The sequence below is a fragment of the Vibrio sp. SCSIO 43136 genome (assembly GCF_023716565.1).
Classification (GTDB): Bacteria; Pseudomonadota; Gammaproteobacteria; order Enterobacterales; family Vibrionaceae; genus Vibrio.
This window is the reverse complement of sequence record NZ_CP071848.1, coordinates 1,953,928-1,971,410: the sequence shown is the minus strand read 5'-3', so window position 1 is coordinate 1,971,410 and position 17,483 is coordinate 1,953,928. Positions and strand designations below refer to the sequence as shown.

15 protein-coding genes are annotated in these 17,483 nt (G+C 46.6%); 5 read left to right on the top strand and 10 right to left on the bottom strand.

Going from position 1 to position 17,483, the window contains the following annotated elements; genetic code table 11:
* Nucleotides 1-48: 48 nt before the first annotated feature.
* The 4 genes from guaD to J4N39_RS09255 form a co-directional block, all read right to left on the bottom strand.
* Entirely contained in the window at nucleotides 49-1,395 is a 1,347-nt protein-coding gene (gene guaD / locus J4N39_RS09270) for a guanine deaminase (RefSeq protein ID WP_353505596.1), read from the bottom strand.
* Nucleotides 1,396-1,441: 46 nt separating this feature from the next.
* Nucleotides 1,442-2,152: a purine-nucleoside phosphorylase gene (deoD, locus tag J4N39_RS09265; RefSeq protein ID WP_252018418.1), complete on the bottom strand. Its 711-nt coding sequence runs from the start codon at nucleotides 2,150-2,152 to the stop codon at nucleotides 1,442-1,444.
* 11 nt (nucleotides 2,153-2,163) lie between these two features.
* Nucleotides 2,164-3,384, bottom strand: coding sequence for a NupC/NupG family nucleoside CNT transporter (locus tag J4N39_RS09260; RefSeq protein WP_252018417.1), 1,221 nt, complete (start codon nucleotides 3,382-3,384; stop codon nucleotides 2,164-2,166).
* A 289-nt stretch (nucleotides 3,385-3,673) separates the two neighbouring features.
* On the bottom strand, nucleotides 3,674-4,975 hold the full coding sequence (locus J4N39_RS09255) for a serine hydrolase domain-containing protein (RefSeq protein WP_252018416.1): 1,302 nt from the start codon (nucleotides 4,973-4,975) through the stop codon (nucleotides 3,674-3,676).
* Between the two features lie 112 nt (nucleotides 4,976-5,087).
* Here J4N39_RS09255 and J4N39_RS09250 point away from each other — a divergent pair, with 112 nt between their 5' ends.
* The gene (locus J4N39_RS09250; RefSeq protein WP_252018415.1) at nucleotides 5,088-5,975 is read left to right on the top strand and encodes a LysR family transcriptional regulator; all 888 of its coding nucleotides are present in this window, start codon (nucleotides 5,088-5,090) and stop codon (nucleotides 5,973-5,975) included.
* 73 nt (nucleotides 5,976-6,048) lie between these two features.
* On the opposite strand, the gene J4N39_RS09245 is transcribed toward J4N39_RS09250, so the two are convergent.
* Complete coding sequence (locus J4N39_RS09245; protein WP_252018414.1) at nucleotides 6,049-7,800, bottom strand: sigma-54-dependent Fis family transcriptional regulator; 1,752 nt, start codon at nucleotides 7,798-7,800, stop codon at nucleotides 6,049-6,051.
* A gap of 210 nt (nucleotides 7,801-8,010) precedes the next feature.
* Between J4N39_RS09245 and exaC the strand changes: the two genes are divergently transcribed.
* Entirely contained in the window at nucleotides 8,011-9,531 is a 1,521-nt protein-coding gene (gene exaC / locus J4N39_RS09240; protein WP_252018413.1) for an acetaldehyde dehydrogenase ExaC, read from the top strand.
* Between the two features lie 115 nt (nucleotides 9,532-9,646).
* Here the strand turns inward: exaC and J4N39_RS09235 are convergent, their stop codons facing one another.
* From J4N39_RS09235 to J4N39_RS09225, 3 genes are all read right to left on the bottom strand, one after another.
* On the bottom strand, nucleotides 9,647-10,102 hold the full coding sequence (locus J4N39_RS09235; RefSeq protein ID WP_252018412.1) for a hotdog fold domain-containing protein: 456 nt from the start codon (nucleotides 10,100-10,102) through the stop codon (nucleotides 9,647-9,649).
* Nucleotides 10,103-10,258: 156 nt separating this feature from the next.
* Nucleotides 10,259-10,639, bottom strand: a complete 381-nt coding sequence (locus J4N39_RS09230; RefSeq protein WP_252018411.1) for a DUF4345 family protein — start codon at nucleotides 10,637-10,639, stop codon at nucleotides 10,259-10,261.
* A gap of 23 nt (nucleotides 10,640-10,662) precedes the next feature.
* Nucleotides 10,663-11,586, bottom strand: coding sequence for an SDR family NAD(P)-dependent oxidoreductase (locus J4N39_RS09225; protein ID WP_252018410.1), 924 nt, complete (start codon nucleotides 11,584-11,586; stop codon nucleotides 10,663-10,665).
* A 118-nt stretch (nucleotides 11,587-11,704) separates the two neighbouring features.
* Here J4N39_RS09225 and J4N39_RS09220 point away from each other — a divergent pair, with 118 nt between their 5' ends.
* Entirely contained in the window at nucleotides 11,705-12,634 is a 930-nt protein-coding gene (locus J4N39_RS09220) for a LysR family transcriptional regulator (protein ID WP_252018409.1), read from the top strand.
* On the opposite strand, the gene J4N39_RS09215 is transcribed toward J4N39_RS09220, so the two are convergent.
* Nucleotides 12,631-14,160, bottom strand: coding sequence for a sensor domain-containing diguanylate cyclase (locus J4N39_RS09215; protein ID WP_252018408.1), 1,530 nt, complete (start codon nucleotides 14,158-14,160; stop codon nucleotides 12,631-12,633). The genes J4N39_RS09220 and J4N39_RS09215 overlap by 4 nt on opposite strands.
* A gap of 255 nt (nucleotides 14,161-14,415) precedes the next feature.
* On the opposite strand from J4N39_RS09215, the gene J4N39_RS09210 reads away from it, so the two are divergent.
* Together J4N39_RS09210 and J4N39_RS09205 are read left to right on the top strand one after the other, a co-directional pair.
* Nucleotides 14,416-14,757: a hypothetical protein gene (locus J4N39_RS09210; protein ID WP_252018406.1), complete on the top strand. Its 342-nt coding sequence runs from the start codon at nucleotides 14,416-14,418 to the stop codon at nucleotides 14,755-14,757.
* A 210-nt stretch (nucleotides 14,758-14,967) separates the two neighbouring features.
* The gene (locus tag J4N39_RS09205; protein ID WP_252018404.1) at nucleotides 14,968-16,194 is read left to right on the top strand and encodes a M20/M25/M40 family metallo-hydrolase; all 1,227 of its coding nucleotides are present in this window, start codon (nucleotides 14,968-14,970) and stop codon (nucleotides 16,192-16,194) included.
* A 73-nt stretch (nucleotides 16,195-16,267) separates the two neighbouring features.
* On the opposite strand, the gene J4N39_RS09200 is transcribed toward J4N39_RS09205, so the two are convergent.
* Nucleotides 16,268-17,287, bottom strand: coding sequence for a linear amide C-N hydrolase (locus J4N39_RS09200; RefSeq protein ID WP_252018402.1), 1,020 nt, complete (start codon nucleotides 17,285-17,287; stop codon nucleotides 16,268-16,270).
* Nucleotides 17,288-17,483: the final 196 nt, after the last annotated feature.

Below are 17,483 nucleotides of genomic sequence, written 5' to 3'. Positions count from 1 at the left end.
ATAATAAAAACCCCAAGCTCTAGAGTTTGGGGTTTTATTTTTGGAGGCTTACTTGACCAATCGGCCATTTACCCAAACGTTCTTAATCGCGGGTTCAGAGCTATGAACGATGATTTTCTCAAGAATGTCTTGGCTAGAGTCAAGGTCATCGTAAACTCGCACTTGGCTGGTTGGAGAGTTGGCTTCAACCACTAAAGCATCAAACAGGTAACCCGGCTTAAACACACCAATTGGCAAATCGAGGGTTTGACCGCCACCGTTGGTTGCCATCCAAAATGCCTCAACAAATGATACTCGGCTTGATGCTTCGCCACGATTTTCCATCAGATGAGTATTAGTACCCGCTTCGCGTACTCTTGAGTGGCTTACTGCATCAAGACAGGCGTGGAAAATCGAAGGGATAGGGCCACCAGAAAGATCAGCACCTAAACCCACATGTAGATCCTCATCGAGCGCTTCACGCAAAGGGAAGGCGGCATCGGCAAAGTACATATTAGATAATGGGCAGTGCGCTATACCTGCGCCAACTTCTTTCACGGTTTTCTTGTCGCTGTCGCTAAAGAAGATAGAGTGCGCCAGAACGGTTTTACGTGTCAGTAGCTTTGTCTCGTGATACAGCTCAACATCACTTTTGCCATACTTTTGCAGTGAATAGTCACGAGCCCAATCACTTTCAGACGCATGGGTTTGCACGTGGCAGTCGTATTTTTCGACTAGCTCGCCAAGTCCGCTAAGCAGCGCATAGGTTGACGTTGGAACAAAGCGAGGTGTGATCACCGGATAGACCAAGCCTTGCTTGTTATCGATCGTTTGAACAGCTTGAACAAAACGCTCTGCATTGTCGATTGCCGCTTGGCTAGACTCTTCTACATAGTATTCAGGACACATGGATTTCTCATCCATCGACACTTTACCGATCAACGCACGTTGACCTTTTTGCTGACATACCTTAGCCAAATACTCAGAGGCTTGATTGTCAATCGTCGCAAAGTACATCGCAGTGGTGGTGCCATGAGCCAGTAAAGTCTCTACCAGTTCTGGATACATACGCTGGGCAAATTCTGGCTCTTGGTAGCGGCTTTCGAGCGGAAAGGTGTACTGATTCAGCCAATCGTGTAGCGGTAAGTCTAGCCCTTTGCCTGATTGCGGCCATTGAGGGGCGTGAGTGTGCAGGTCGACAAGCCCCGGCATTAGGTATTGATGCTTGTTGAGCTTAGTTAGACTATCGGCATCTTGGTGCTTCTCAACGAGCGCTTCAAATCCTTCTTGTCCGCAATGCATCACTTGGGTAATCACCCCGTTGGCATCAAACTCAACACACGCACTTTCAAAATGCTCGAACTGGCCTTTAACAGGAGCGTGGAATAGTGCGCCTAAGACAGCTTTTGTTGTCATTATTCGTTTCCTAGAAAAAAGCCTAGCTCACGGCTAGGCTTGGCATTTACAGAGCGATGGCCGTTTTTAGAGCGACGTTGATCATTTCATGTAGCTCAGTGCGTCGTTCATCTGCCGTCAGGTGTTCACCTTTGGTGATATGGTCTGTCACGGTACACATTGCAACTGCTTTACAGCCGTTTTCTGCGGCGCAAGAGTAAAGTGCGTTCACTTCCATCTCGACACCTAGCACACCGTACTTTGCCATCAGTTCGTACATGTCGAAATCAGGGCGGTAGAACAAGTCAGAAGAGAACACTTGGCCGACTTTGTAGCTCATGTCTGTACCTTCAAGAACCGACACACACTTTTGCAGCATGTTGTAGTCAGCAAGGGCTGCGTAGTCGTGGTCACGGAAACGGATTCGGTTAATCTTAGAGTCCGTCGACGCACCCATCGCAACGATAACATCTTTTACTTTCACGTCATCATGAATAGCGCCACAGCTGCCGATACGGATGAAGTTCTTAACGCCAAATTCAGTCATCAACTCGTGAAAGTAGATGGTTGCCGAAGGACCACCCATGCCGTGCGCCATCACAGATAGTGCTTTGCCTTGGTAAGTGCCAGTGTATGCGTAGATACCGCGAACATCAGACACCAACTTAGGGTTGTCTAGATACGTTTCTGCAATCAGTTTGGCGCGTAGCGGATCACCTGGCATCAGGATAGTTTCTGCAAAATCGCCTTTTTCTGCGTTGATATGCGGAGTCGCCATGTTGAAGTTCCTTATGCAAGAGTGATTAATAGACCAGCAATTGTGCCAGACATTAGGTTAGCCAAAACTGCGCCGAACAGTACGCGAGGACCGATTTCAACTAGCAGTGGACGACGCTCAGGATTCATTGCTCCAATGCCGCCAATCACCATCGCCAGTGAACCAAAGTTCGCAAAACCACATAGTGCGAATGCGATGATCGCTTGAGTTTTAGCAGATAGTGTTTCTGAGATCTCAACAAAGTTCATGTAAGCCACAAACTCATTCACAGCGATTTTCTTACCGATCAGAGCGCCAGCAGTTACTGCTTCTTCCCATGGAACACCCATCATGAAGGTCAGTGGCGACAAGATGTAACCGATGATCAGCTCAAGGCTTGCGTTTTCAAAGCCAATCATGCCACCAATTCCAGAGATAATGCCGTTAAGTAAAGCCACTAGAGCGACGAAAGAGATCACTAGCGCAGTTACCACAGCGACTTGCTGCATACCAACGATAGAGCCTTCAGTGATAGCGTCGAGAAGGTTTTTCGGTGCGTCTTGATCGTCTAGTTCAACTTTTTTGTTCACCACAACTTCATCGGTTTGCGGACAAAGTAGTTTTGCGAAAAGTAGACCTGCAGGCGCAGTCATGAAACACGCCGTGATGATGAATTTTGGATCAACACCCAAGCTGATGTAGCCGACCATAGTACCGCCAGCAACACTTGCTAGGCCGCCCGTCATTACCGCAAACAGCTCTGAACGAGTCATGTTTTTCACCAAAGGGCGGATCATTGAAGGCGCTTCGATTGGGCCAACGAAGATATTTGCTGTTGCGCTCAGAGATTCTGCTTTAGATGTTCCAAGCAGTTTAGTCAGTGCGCCACCGATGATGTTGATCATCAGCTGCATTATGCCTAGGTAGTAGAGGGCTGCGATAAGCGCAGAAATGAAGATGATTACACATAGAACGTTCACCACAAAGATGAAGCCCATGCCAAATTTGCCAAGGTCACCAAATGCAAACGCTAGACCTTCATTTGCGTAAGAAATAACGTGGTTAACACCATTAGACATGCCTTGTAGGATCTGCTCGCCAACAGGGACAAACATCACAAATGCACCAAAGCCAATTTGTGCTAAAAGGGCTAACAGTACGGTGCGTTTATTGATTGCACTACGGTTTTCAGAAAAGGCAAAACCCACTGCAAGCAGTGTGAAAATGCCCACGATACTCATTAGTAAAGACATGATACAGCTCTTTGGTTTAGTACCTAGTAACGTCCGTATCATTTAGGTAGGAATTAATTTGGGCGGGATTCTATAAGTTGGACTTGATAAAAGCAAACGTTTTCCGAAAACGTTTATATGGTAATGATTTTATGTAACACCAAAGAGAAATAAGTAGGGCAAATGTTGATAAAGAGTAGAAAGGCTAAGGCGGTAAGGTAATGAAACGGAGAATTTCATTACCTATTTGCTACCAACCTTAACCTGTGATTAAACCCTGACAGTTACGCTAAGGGTTAAGCTGTCACTGTTATAGTGTTGACGCCAGTGATTCGAATGCTTGCAGTTTCGCTTTTGCGCTGTCTCGAGCCGCATTGGATGCACTGTCAGCAGAGGAGAACGTCGCAATCACCACGTTTTTCTCTTGATTGATGTAAAGGAATTGTCCAAACACCCCTCTAAATGTGCCGATGTTCTTGTCTGAATCATGCACCCACAGGAAGTTTTTGTAGCCTTGTAGATGAGTGTCAAAAACGTTGGTGTCAGCTTGTCTATAAATGCTGTTTTGGGTATGACGTTTTTCTTCATCACTGAGGGTAAATGTCTCTTTAACCCACTTTTCGGCAAATACTTGTTCGCCGTTATATTGCCCATTGTTAACCATGGCCAAGCCCACTTTGGCAAAGTCACGCAGCGTGGTGTTGAAACCGCCAGTCGCAATCGGGTTGTAGTTCATATCACTCATAAAGAACGCATCGTGAGCAACGCCAAGTTTGTTCCAGATATTGTTAGCGATGAACTCATTCAATGGTTCACCAGACACACGTGCAATTACCCAGCCGATCACGTCAACATTTGGGCTGTGGTATTCGAACTTGTGGTTTTTGTCGAGGTCCGGATTTTGTTCAAACATTGCCGCAAAACTGAGTAGATCTTTCGGGGTATCGTCTTTCGTCGGGTCAATGGCCATCAAGTCGTAGGCGGGTACAAAACCGAGGCGGCGGAAATACTCGTAGTGCACATCGCCCGGAGCCATATTGACGTAGTCTTCACGATAGTCCAGCGCACTGGTCATATTGAGCACTGTGCGTATATCTTGCTCGCCAAAATAGGTGTCTTTCAGCTCTTCGATGTAATGGGATACTTTTTGGTTCACATCAACTTTGTCTTGTTCTACCAAAAGACCTAATGCTTGGCCAACAAGGGATTTAGTGCTCGATGCCCATAGGTGATGATCCCTGGCTCCAAAGTCACCAAAATATTCTTCATGCAATACTTTTCCGTTTTGGATCACTATGTAGCCGTCGGTGAAGTCATTGATCATCGCCTCTCGAAACGTCAATGTTTGATCGCCGTAGTTAAATGTGTGCTTTGCCACCTCAGGGTTTAGGGCTTCTGGAAGCTCAGCAATCTCACCGTCACGTGGCACCATGAGCGAAGGGTGAATTCCCATGTTCTGGAAAGCCCATTGGTTGTAAGGCGAATGGGTGTAGTTGCTCAAAGTGACTTGATCTTGAGGCTTTGCTGGTACGGTGGACATCGGTTTAATTTCAGCGATAGCAGACGTTGAAACGGCAGCAGAGATAATAGTGGCAATTAGGGATGTTTTCATGGGGTGATCTCCGTGGATGATCATTGCTGTGAATTTGTATGTGCCTAGGTTACTGTGATAATTTCAAACATATAAATTCATAATGTACGCCTTAGGCGTACAAAGAGGCGTTATGATCTCATTTGAACAAGTGACCTGTTTTACTCACGTGTATGAGTTGCAAAGTTTTAGCAAAGCCAGCGTTAAGCTTGGTAAAGCGCGCTCCACCGTTAGAGAAAGAATTGCGGCGTTGGAAGATATGATGGCGGTTGAGCTATTTGTCATTGAAGGGAAAAAGGCTGTCCCAACTGAATATGCTCGTCGTTTGTATCCTCGAGCAAGGCTATTGGCAAGACAGGCCCTAGAGTTCGAAAACATAGCCTTGTCCGCCTACCAAGGTGAGCTTTCCAATATCACTCTGTATCATGACAGCCTGACCCCAACGGCTATGCTGATCGAGATTGAAAGCGAGATTAAGTCTTTGGTTCCCAATGTATCTATTCACTGGCTTCAGCGCGATAGGCATCACTGTTTGGCGGAGATAGAATCAGGAGAGGTGCTTTTGGCAATTATGCCGGGTCTTGGCAATATTCATCCGAGTTCCGCCATTGGCAGCGTCAATTTAGGCGCTTACCCGTTGGGTATTTACACCGCAACCGACTCAGATATTCCAACACAGCCGATCGCCTTAGCCGAACTCACCACAAGAAAGCAGTTGATTACAGAAAATGATTTAAACAATGCGCTCAGGCACACCAAGATGAGTAGTGTGTACGAGGTTGTTACGTCAAAGCAGTTTTTGATGGAAAAACTGATGCGAGAGGGGTGGAGTGTAGTCGCGCAGCAAGATGCTCAGGCTTATCTTGAACGTGGTCAGCTGAGGAGGGTCGATTTGCTCGAAGCGCCAGCGTCTATCCGCCAAGACTGTATTATGTTTTACAACTTATCGTCAGAAGCTTCGGAGCAAGAAACCAAAATTGTTCAAGCGGTGAGCGACGTGGCGAAACGAATTGGACTCTAGTGTCATTGGCGTACATTGAACCTAAGGTATGCCAACGACAATTTGAGGTGGTCCATGTTCACCGAGACGAGCACTAACGAATAAGCCCTATTGCTTTAAGTTTCCGATACAGGGTATTGCGGCTGATCCCTAGCATGCGTGATGTTTTGCTGATATTTCCTTGATTGGCTTGATAGGTTTTTACCAAGGTATCCTCAAGGGTAGATTTAAGATCCTTACTCTCAGGATTGGAAGATGTCAGCTCTGTCTGTGCCAAACCTTTGGCAAGGTGCTCGGGGACGTGACTCAGGTTAAGCTGAGGATCGCCCTGAGCCATTAGACTTGCTACCTTGATTAAATTGTCTAGCTCTCGAATATTGCCCGGCCAGTGGTAGGCCATAAGCACCTTATTTAGGTGAGGGCATAACTGTTGATCCGTTTCGCAGTAGCGCTGGTGGATAGCTTGGATCAGCGCTGCCTTATCTTCTCGCTGTGCCAGTTTAGGCAGGGCGGTCACCAGACCATTGAGGCGGTAGTAAAGGTCTTGGCGGAATAGTCCTTGTGCTACCAGTTGCTCTAGGTCTTTATGAGTGGCGGCGATAATTCGAGCATCGACTGAGTAAGAGCGTCCAGAGCCAAGCGGCACAACGGTTTTGTCTTGTAATACATGCAGCAGGCGACTTTGCGCATCTAGTGGCAGGTCACCAATCTCATCCAGAAATAAAATCCCTTTATCGGCAAGACGGATCTTTCCTTTGCTGCCCTTAGGATTGGCTCCAGTAAAGGCTCCCGCCTCGTAGCCAAATAGCTCTGCTTCAACCAGATCTCTTGCCAGTGCGCCACAGTTGACTGAGATAAGCGGCGCATTTCGGCGGTGGCTGTGATTGTGCAGAGCCTTTACAAACTCATTCTTACCTACGCCAGTTTCACCAAGGATCATAATACTGATGTCTTTGTCGATGACCCGAGTGGCTTGTTGCCAGCTCTGCTCAAAGGTTCTGTCTCCAAAATGCAGGTCACAAGAAGAGCTTAGGGTTTTGCTGCGGCGACGCTTTTGTTGCAATGGATGCGAGCTATACACGATCTTCTCCGCATCCCCTTGAAGCAGCGAATCGAGCTGGTAACCAATCACATTTGATTGAGCCAAGATCTGCCCTGCGATCTGGTTATGGGCGACCACTCGCCCAGTTTCACTGGTGATCAGTATCCCTTGCCAATGGGTGCCAAGCAGGGAAGGCTCACAGGCAATATTGATCTGAAAGCTTGCTTCGGGTGTTGAGAGCAGCAACCGATTTTCCACCTGCTGTACCATGCTATGCACCAGCATCTGGGTGTTGATGTCATGGATCTGCTGCTCACTTGTAATATCTAGCACTCCAACCAGATCTCCCAGAGGACTTTTGATTGGAATGGCGCTACAACTTATAAAGCGGTGCTGCTGGATAAAGTGCTGCTCACCAATAATAGTGACCGGTTTTGCCTCAACCAGAGCCGTGCCTATGGCATTGGTGCCCTTGAGTTTTTCTTGCCAGCAACTGCCTGAGCTCAGAGCAATTGACGTCAGACGCTCTTTAAATCTTGGCTGTCCCCAGCTAGCGAGGATCACCCCCTGATTGTCGGTCAGGATCAGGCGACTATCGGTGTGCGCAAATAGTTGATTAAACAGAGGTAGAGCGCAGAGCTGCACAGCGTCAATAAGCTCTGCGTGATCTGAGCGCTGCTGGGCGAGGTGTCGATCTGAGACGCGGATATCTTCTGGCAGGCGTCGTTCACTCAATCCAGCCTGTTTACTTCGCTGCCAAGAGCTTGCCAGCCACTCCTGTGCATGTGAGGGGTTAAGATGCATAACTGTACCATTGTTGAACAGTTTTGGTGTTCCAAGTTGGAACACTTGAACAGGGTGGAACAGCTCATTTACCACCCACCTGTTTTTTATAATTCAGAGGAAATTTTGCTTAATCATAGTTTTACATTTTTTTAACAACAAGTGCTTTTTTGTTGGCCTGTGACTTGCGTTATTGATAGCGATTCAAACAACAAACGAAAGGAACTCCCTATGATCTACGCACAGCCAGGTACAGACAGCGCCGTTGTCGGTTTTAAGAGTCACTATGACAACTACATCGGTGGTGAATGGGTAAAACCTGTCAGTGGTGAGTATTTTGACAATATCTCCCCTGTGAATGGAGAGGTCTACTGTCAGGTAGCTCGCTCAGGTGAGGCGGATATCGCCTTGGCATTGGACGCGGCTCATGCTGCCCGCAGTAGCTGGGCGACCACTAGCGTGACTGAACGCTCGAATATTCTGCTTAAGATAGCTGACCGAATTGAGGAAAATCTCGAAGAGCTTGCGGTCGCCGAAACTTGGGAGAATGGCAAGCCTGTACGTGAGACGCTTGCCGCTGATTTACCATTGATCGTCGATCACTTCCGCTATTTTGCAGGCTGTATTCGTGCCCAAGAGGGCAGCGCAGCGGAGCTTGATTCAAACACCGCTAGTTATCACTTCCCTGAGCCAATCGGTGTGGTTGGACAGATAATCCCATGGAACTTCCCTATGTTGATGGCTGCGTGGAAGCTTGCGCCAGCGCTTGCGGCGGGATGCTGTGTGGTACTCAAGCCTGCGGAGCAAACCCCGACTTCAATACTAGCGCTGATGGAGAAGATCGGTGATCTGATCCCAGCAGGGGTGATTAACGTGGTTAATGGCTACGGCAGTGAGGCAGGACAGGCGCTAGCAACCAGTGACCGCATCGCCAAGCTGGCATTCACAGGCTCAACTGAGGTTGGGCATCATATACTGAAATGCGCCGCAGAGAGCCTAATCCCATCCACGGTTGAGCTAGGTGGCAAGTCGCCAAATATCTATTTCCCGGATGTGTTTGAACATGAGGATGAATATCTGGATAAATGTATAGAGGGCACCTTGTTGGCTTTCTTTAATCAGGGTGAGGTGTGTACCTGTCCATCACGAGTGCTAGTACATGAGGATATCTATGACCGCTTTATCGCTAAGGTCGCCGAGCGAGCGAAAACGATAGTGCAGGGCGATCCACTCGATACTGATACTCAAGTTGGTGCGCAGGCCTCTCAAGAACAGTTCGATAAGATCCTTAGCTACCTAGAGATTGGTCGCCAAGAAGGTGCGAGAGTGGTGTTTGGTGGCGAGATTGCGCAGCAGCAGGGATCGCTGGACAAGGGCTACTACATTCAGCCAACCTTGCTTGAAGGCAACAACAAAATGCGTGTCTTCCAGGAGGAGATCTTTGGCCCAGTGATTGCGATCACCAAGTTTAAAGATGAGGCTGAAGCATTGGCGATTGCTAATGATACCGATTATGGGCTTGGTGCTGGGGTCTGGACTCGTGATGCCAATCTCGCCTATAGAATGGGAAGAAATATCGAAGCTGGACGAGTTTGGATCAATTGTTATCACGCTTATCCAGCCCATGCGGCTTTTGGTGGCTATAAGAAATCCGGTATTGGCCGAGAGACACATAAGATGATGCTCGACCACTATCAGAACACCAAAAACCTATTGATTAGTTATGATGTTAATCCGCTAGGCTTTTTCTAACTGATTAAAGTTTAAAACTACCTTGTAACAAAGGCAGCCGTCGTTGGGCTGCCTTTGCTTCTTAAACGCTAGTGTGTTGTTGGTGATTCCTGAATATAAGATACGCTAAACTGGATCAGGCCATTCTCACATTCATGGTGATTTGCGCACGAAAAACCAGATTGCCTTCAACGTCTTTCACCTCAACAGGCACCAGTTTGTCGCCAGCACTGTTCCAGTCAATCCCATCACCTATGGCATGTGCCGTGAGATCGGATTTTGCCTTCTTAAGATATTCCACCGTCATGCCAACGGGTATCCAGCGGCTTTTGGTCGGTACAGATACATCCGTCATCATACCGCCCGCTAGTTCAGCCATATTGCACATGGCGATCGCATGGACGGTATTGAGGTGATTGGTGACTCGGCGACGTTTTTTTATCGTTACTTGAGCGTAGCCAGGTTTAAGGTCAGTAACTTGTGGCTTGATTGAACCGAAGTAGGGAGCCATTCGACACACCACAAAACTAAACAGTTGGTTGCCGAAAGGTAAACGACGCATTCTTTGGTAGATTTTTAAGTTTTTGCGCATGAAAAGATCCTTTTGATGACTAAACAGAGAAATCCTTCTCTGGTCAGACCAGAATAGCAAGGAACGTGTTTTACGCTAATTTTCACCATAGAAAATGAGAAGTGAGTAGATGATTGGAGAGGCTGCTGTGTTTAAGCCGCCCCTCCAAGTTTTTGATTAATAGAAGCCACCATTCTTGAAATGGGTGAATATTAAAACCGATGCGATCACGAGCTCTAGTACTAATGGTGGGATCACTGCTTTGTTAAACCCATCGAGTACCAGACCGACAACTCGGCCAACCGCAACAGCAATCATCACAATGGCGACAAACATGTAGCCTTCGGTATTGCCTGAGCTTAACCCCATGGCTAACACGGTAACACTGGCGAGAAATAACCCACCAATGATGGAGCGTATGGTGTTTAACCCAGCAGAACCCACAGGCTCAAGGGCGAAGTTCGCGACCATCTTTTGTGGTGCAAACATCGACATTAGCCCCAAACCACTTAGCATCACTGTTGCCAGACCGACTAAAATTTGTAGTGTAGTATCCATATTCTTATCCTCAAACGTTGTAGTTACGCAAATTTCGCAATGGCTGTTCTGGCGTTATCTTGCGCCGTGGTGTGGCCGAGTGATGGGTCTAATGTAATTTGGTCAATCACTTCTCCCGTCGGAGAGCCAGCTTTACTGGCATAAAATCGACCAGATTCAAATCGAGGGTTAAACAACCCATCGACATATCGTTTGGCCCCTTTTTCTACGCTGTGCATCATGCCAAACATTGGCATCAACACACTGCCGATGTATTTGAAGAACACCTTTTTGGCAAATGGTAAGTCGTCCATACCGTTAGTGCCTGTAGTACCGCCAGGACTCATGGTAATGAAACGTAGGTGAGGGTGTTGTCTAGACATTGACGCCATCCAAAGCGCACCCGTCAGTTTAATTGTGCCGTAGATGTCCATAGGGTCTGCTTTTGCGCCAAATTTGCTGCCATTGGCAATCGACGCAAACTCGTCAACCGAAGAGTTAGATAACTCTGGCTTGGCAATTCCCATTTTAGGAATGCCACGTGCCGTTTCAGATCCAGCGTAAAGAATCGTTGAGGTGACCAACTGATGCTTAATCAGCTCATTGACCAGCACGACATGCCCTAGGACATTGGAGGCAAAAATCATGGTCACGCCATCTTTAGTAAGCTGGTTTGGTTGCTGTCCTCCCATACCGCCCGCATTAAGTACAACAGCATCGATTGGCGCAGTGAGCTCGGTTACCGCCTGCTTGACGGAGTTGGTATCGGCAACATCCATAATGAGAATCTCGAAAATATCTCGACCTGTCATGGTGGTGAGTCGGAATCGAGCCGCTTGGGCTTTTTCTTCACTTCTACAGCCTAAAACTATCTTTTTAATGTGGTCTTGCTCTGCGAGTTGGCGAGCAAACTCGAACCCGATGCCTGCATTGGCACCTGTGACTAATACGGTTTGAATAGTGTTCATCTTCGTCTCCATTGAAGGTTTGTGCTGACGAGAATTAAGTTATCATGGTTGAAATTTGAACTGTATATAGGTAAAACTGAACATAATGTTCCAAATATGAACCACACGGATGTAGGGTATGGAAAACGAAAGCTACGGATTTAACTGGGATGATTTGAAGTTCTTTCTCGCTGTCGTACGCACAGGCACGTTACGTGGTGGTGCAGAGAGTATCGGCGTCAATCACACCACATTGACTCGAAGAATTTCAGTGATGGAAGTGCAAGTCGGTAGTCGGCTATTTGATCGCTCAAAACAAGGCCTAGTATTGACTCAGATAGGAGAGGAGTTACTACCATTTGCAGAACGAGTTGAAGATGAAATGATTGCGGCTTCACGGATGATTATTGGCCGTGATTCAGACCCCGTTGGTACAGTGTATGTATCTCTACCTCATGGTATGGCATTAACGTCATTGATGGATGATTTCGCCGCATTTTCACAGCAGTACCCTGAAATTACTCTTAATCTACAATTTGGGAATGACATAGCAAACCTACATAAGCGTGAAGCAGATGTTTCCATTCGTGTTGCCGATGAAGTATATGACGATGCGGTAGGTCGGCGCTTAGTCCAGATGTCGCAAGCGGCCTATTGCTCTCGAGAATACGCAGAGAAAGTGAAGGACAATAGTGGTGAAGGGCTGCATTTCATCGGTTGGCATGAACCAGAGGGGCAGGAGTCTTCCAAGTGGCTCACAGAGAGCTTTTATCCAAAGGCAACACTCAAACACCGTGTTTCGGAGTTGGTGCCTCTCATTTCTCTCGCAGCCTCTGGTTTAGGTATGGCTTATTTAGCGTGCAACCTTGGTGATCGACACCCAAATCTAGTCCGTGCTCCTTTCCAAAAGCCACTACCTTATCGAAGCATTTGGTTGCTGCTTCACAGAGATCTACGAACGACAGCGCGTATTCGTTGCTTTGTTGACTTCCTTGCCGAACGCATTCAAAGCCGTGAAAATGAGTTTTGGGTTTCTGGTACGGCTAGCCGAGCCAACTTACAAGGTTAGTAGTCAAGAGAGACACTATCTCGCCCGCTTTCTTTGCTGCGATACAGCGCCATATCGGCAATATGCAGCAGAGACTCTGAGTTTTCATCACTTCGTATAGCGCCACCAATACTCAAAGTACATAACACTTCTTGGTCGCCAATTTGTAGTGGTGTTTCTCTCACGGCATTGCGGATCAGATCTAGTCTCGCTTCAAAAATAGCGCCGTTGGTTTGGTTGGAAATGACGCAAAATTCATCACCACCGATACGTGCAAAAATGTCTTTGTCACTTAATTGTTCTGCAACGATTTGGGTGACATGAATCAGCAATTCGTCGCCAATTAAGTGACCAAAGTTATCATTGATGGACTTAAAGTGGTCAATATCAAAGGTGGCAAGCGCAAACTGCTCGTTGTTTTTTATTCGCTGAGTGAGCTCTTTATTAAAGAATCTACGGTTGTAGATGCCGGTCATGGAATCATGGTCAACCATGTACTGTAGTTCTTGGGTTCGACTGGCCAGTTGGTGTGCTAGGTGCTCTTGAGAACGCACTTGGATAAGCACAATATAGCTAAGCAGCAAGGAGATAATTAGGCCGCCCAACCCGATGGCAATTAATGAATATTGAGCACTTTTTTGAACGTGATGGGAGAGCTTAAACTCGATTTCCCAGTTTCTATTAGGCAGCATTACGTGGCGACTGATCGTTTGGCCTGACTCACTCTCCCAATCTGGGCTTTGATATAGTAAGGGAGCGGCTTCTGCTTCAAAGCCTCGGTCAGATACACGCAGCAGTAATTCTTGTTCAAGTACGGTACGAGATATAAGGCGCTCAAAATAGGGCGTCGTTCGGATAACACCTATGACGTAACCTATTAAATCGGAGCCTTCCTTTGCATCAAACACTGGGTGAAACACCAGCATACCCTCACGCTTGATGCCCTCTCCAATACCATCTTGGATCAGACGCACTTTATTGGACACCTGCACCTGGCCTGTGTCTTTCATGCCTTTTATTAGCTTTGTTGTGCGTTCACGGTAAGAGTACAAACCGATGACTTTGAGGTTTTCCTTGGTTCTTGGGTATATGTCCGTTGCCACAAATATCGGTTCATTATTTGGCGCATGATAACCGAGCACCTTGCCGCTGTTTTTTGGCACCGTATAGATTTTAAAGTCGGGAAATAACTGACGCGTTTTTAGGCTGTGCTTTTCGATTTGATTCGGCTCGACTTTCTGCATCCATTGCAGGGCGACCAAGGTATCTGAAGATTTCATGATGTCATCAGCAAAGATATGGAAACGAGGCCAGTTTGAAGGCGAGGTCGCATGGAAGAAGGTTGCGCCTGCACCAATTGAGATGAGATCGCTGTCGATGGCCTTCTGCAAACTTTGGGTTTGCTGTTCGACTAAGTTGATGAATAAGGTATCGGTATAGCGTGTTTGTGACTGATGTACACTATATAGGGTGACAAGGGTCAAAATTAGCGTTGAGGCAAGAGTCAGTATTGGGTTTACCCATTTTTGATGCTGTCGAATGCTCATTGAAGTTGTGTTTGCCTTTTTCGCGAATTTAGTGGTTTGAGTAATATCTCTCCATGATAAGTTTAGTTCGATATTATAACTTTTCTCGGTCTATATGGATGTGGTTTAAACGATTAGTTTCGTCAGAATTAGGTTAAAACTTACCTGTGTGAGCTGATTTTTAAATTAGTTTGTATTGTATGGTAACTTAGAATAAATGCACTAAATTTGTAAGATGCGATTTGGGCTAACTCGATGAAATTGGAGGATGTTTCGATGGGAAAGGAAGTGCAACAAGCACTACTGCGTGGCTTAGGAACTCATGCCATTAAACAGTTCTCCATGGCCAATGGTGAGCTAAAAATAGTGGTTGCTCCATGGAACAATCTTAGTGATGAAGCCGCCGCAGATTTTCGAAATGTCGATATGAAATATATCGAGACACTCCCCGACAGTGGAGAGTGGCCGCTTGATTTTAATCTTCCATGGAATTTGATTCGCTTGGATTCAAACCCAGAAACCAATAACCGATGGCGGATTGGCATCTGTTGCGGAGACATCAACATTGGTTTTGTCAGTGACTGGCCAGAGATATCCATTGTATCTACTGACGAGTAAAGAAACTTAAGCTTTATAAATCCTAGAACGAAATCTAATATTTCATCTCCCAGCATATTTGCATTACAAAATCCCACCTTAAGGGGTTGAACTTCTCGTCAACAATCTTTAACGTCTTTGCATTATTTTTGCCCCTACACTGTTTCGGCTGAGAAACAGCGTGTTTGGCGGGTGAGAAAGTATTACACCCTGAGAGGAAAAGGCTAAATCATGAGCTTAGACAACAACACGGAAAAGAAACACGCTTGGCAAACCGCAATGCCATCAGAGCAGTTCGAATTTATGAAGAAGGTACTTGCATCACCTTCTCCAGTAGGTTTTGAAGCAGCGATGACTTATGGCGTGATCAAGCCTGAAATGGAATCCATCATGCCTCAAGGTTGGGCAGTACATCAGTTCAAAGCCAACGCAGGTTTAGTATTCGATTCTCATCCGGGTCGTGATGATCTTGTGAGTGTGATGATTGTTGGTCACGCAGATAAAATCCGCATGCAAGTGCGTAAGATTGATGATGATGGCAAAGTTTGGATCAACACAGATTCATTCCTGCCAACAACCTTGATTGGCCATGAAGTTAAGGTGTTCTGCCAAAACCCACAAGACAACAGTAAGTACAAAGTGATCGATGGCTGTACAGTTGAAGCCCTAGGTGCGATTCACTTCTCAACCCCAGCGCAGCGCACAGGCGAGCAGGGCATTAAGCCTGAGCAAATCTACCTAGAACTGCACACTCACGGTAAAGATCGTAAGAAGCAAGTAGAAGACTTAGGCATTCGTGTTGGTGACCCAATCATCTTAGATCGCCCGATTAAGCGTGGTGTATCCGAAGATACTTTCTACGGTGCTTACCTAGATAACGGTCTTGGCTGTTTCTCTGTGGTTGAAGTGGCTCGCTTGATCGCAGAGCAAGGTCTAGACAATGTACGTGTTATGTACACGGTTGCAACACATGAAGAGATTGGTCGTCACGGTTCAACACAGCTGGTGGGCGAACTTAAGCCAGATGTACTGATCGCAACAGATGTAAACCATGATTACGAAGCGGCGCCGGGTATTGGTAACCGTCGTATGAACGTGCTTAAAATGGGTGAAGGTTTCACTATCGGACGTGGTTCAGTAACCTCTGAATACCTAGTGAGCGCATTTGAGCAAGTATGTCGTGAGCAAGAGATTCCTTATCAGCTAGATTTCTCTGGTCGTGACATGGGTACTGATGGCATGGCAGCCGCACTTGCTGGTGTTGATAGTGCAGCGATCAGTATCGGTTACCCAATCCGCAACATGCACACCTCTTCTGAGTCTGCACATACGGGTGATCTGCTTGGCTCAATTCATGCTATCGCTGGCCTGCTTCGTCACTTCAACGAGATGAATGACGGAACTGGCATCAAGCGTGATGATCTTAAAAACAGTCACATTCGTTTAGATCACGTTTAATTGATCGGAAAGTGGTACAAGAAGGAGAGGCGACTGCCTCTCCTTTTTTATTACCAATTCTTCTATCTATAACTTACTTATCCAGCGGGTGGATGCCTAGCGTGGTAGAGACTGCTTTGTTTACATCAAACATAGTGAAGTTGTACGTCTCTGCTGTCCAAGTGTCGTAGCGGTCAAGAATCCACTCACCTGCGTTACGGTCGGTATGCACTGTCCACAACGTTGGAAATACGTTTGGATTTTCTAGTGAGTGATCCAGTTGCTCGTAGCCAGCAAAGGTGCTATTTGCTACGGCTTTCATTGCATTTTTTGCTGAGACTGCATCTGTGACATCACGAGCGTACATGTCTGCCATGATTTCTTTGGCGCGTAAACGGCGGTCGATTGGGTGAATGGTACCATCTGATTTTTTACCATTGGCAGTGAATTCAAGGTGCACAGAGAACTCCGGATTATTGGTCAGCGCTTCAGCATCACTTCCTCGGTAAACTTTTAGCTCACCTTGCACAAACTCAACTACCGCTACATCGCCGCTTTTGTCAGCAAACTGATAGTGAACCGGAGCTTGAGTGCAGTGACCATCACTGTTGGGTAGGTTACAAACTTCAGCATCGATGATGTCGACTTTATTGCTTTCGATTGCTTCTAGCACTTCAGCAACGGTTGCGAAGTTGTCTGCCGCCCAGTTAGGTACTTCTAGAGCTGAGACATCGGGTGTATCTGCACTGCCTTCTGGAAATGCTGTGTAGTCTCGGCCTAAGTAAAGAATGCGAGCTTCTAGACCAGCATCATTCATCGCTTCTGCAACCAGACCATTGCCGAGTGCGTGCTGAGAATTTGCAAATGATTGGATCTTCAACGTCGCATGTTTCGCTACCGCCGTTTGTGGGTTGTTGGTCGCAGCATAAATATTGTGTGTCCCTTTGCCTGTACCAATAACCTTGGCTTCATCGTGCCCGTACCAGTCCATTGAACGAGAAGTTAGAGACGCTTCGCCATTATGGTAGACCGCCGTAGTACACGCTTGCGCTGTGCCGATAACTGCAGTCGTTGCTGTTGCTGCCAATGCGATAGCTAGAATGGATTTTTTCATGTCGTTTACTCTCTGTGTTCGTTGGTGTGAGTAAATAATACGGTGAACGAACTTTTAGCTACAGTTAGCAGCTTTAAGCTCAGATTGGAGGTTGTATGAGGATGGGTATACGGTAAATAGTCTTAAATTAAACATGGACATTATTGAGTAATGTTATAACATACGCCAACTTCGAATGAGAATGATTCCATGTTCA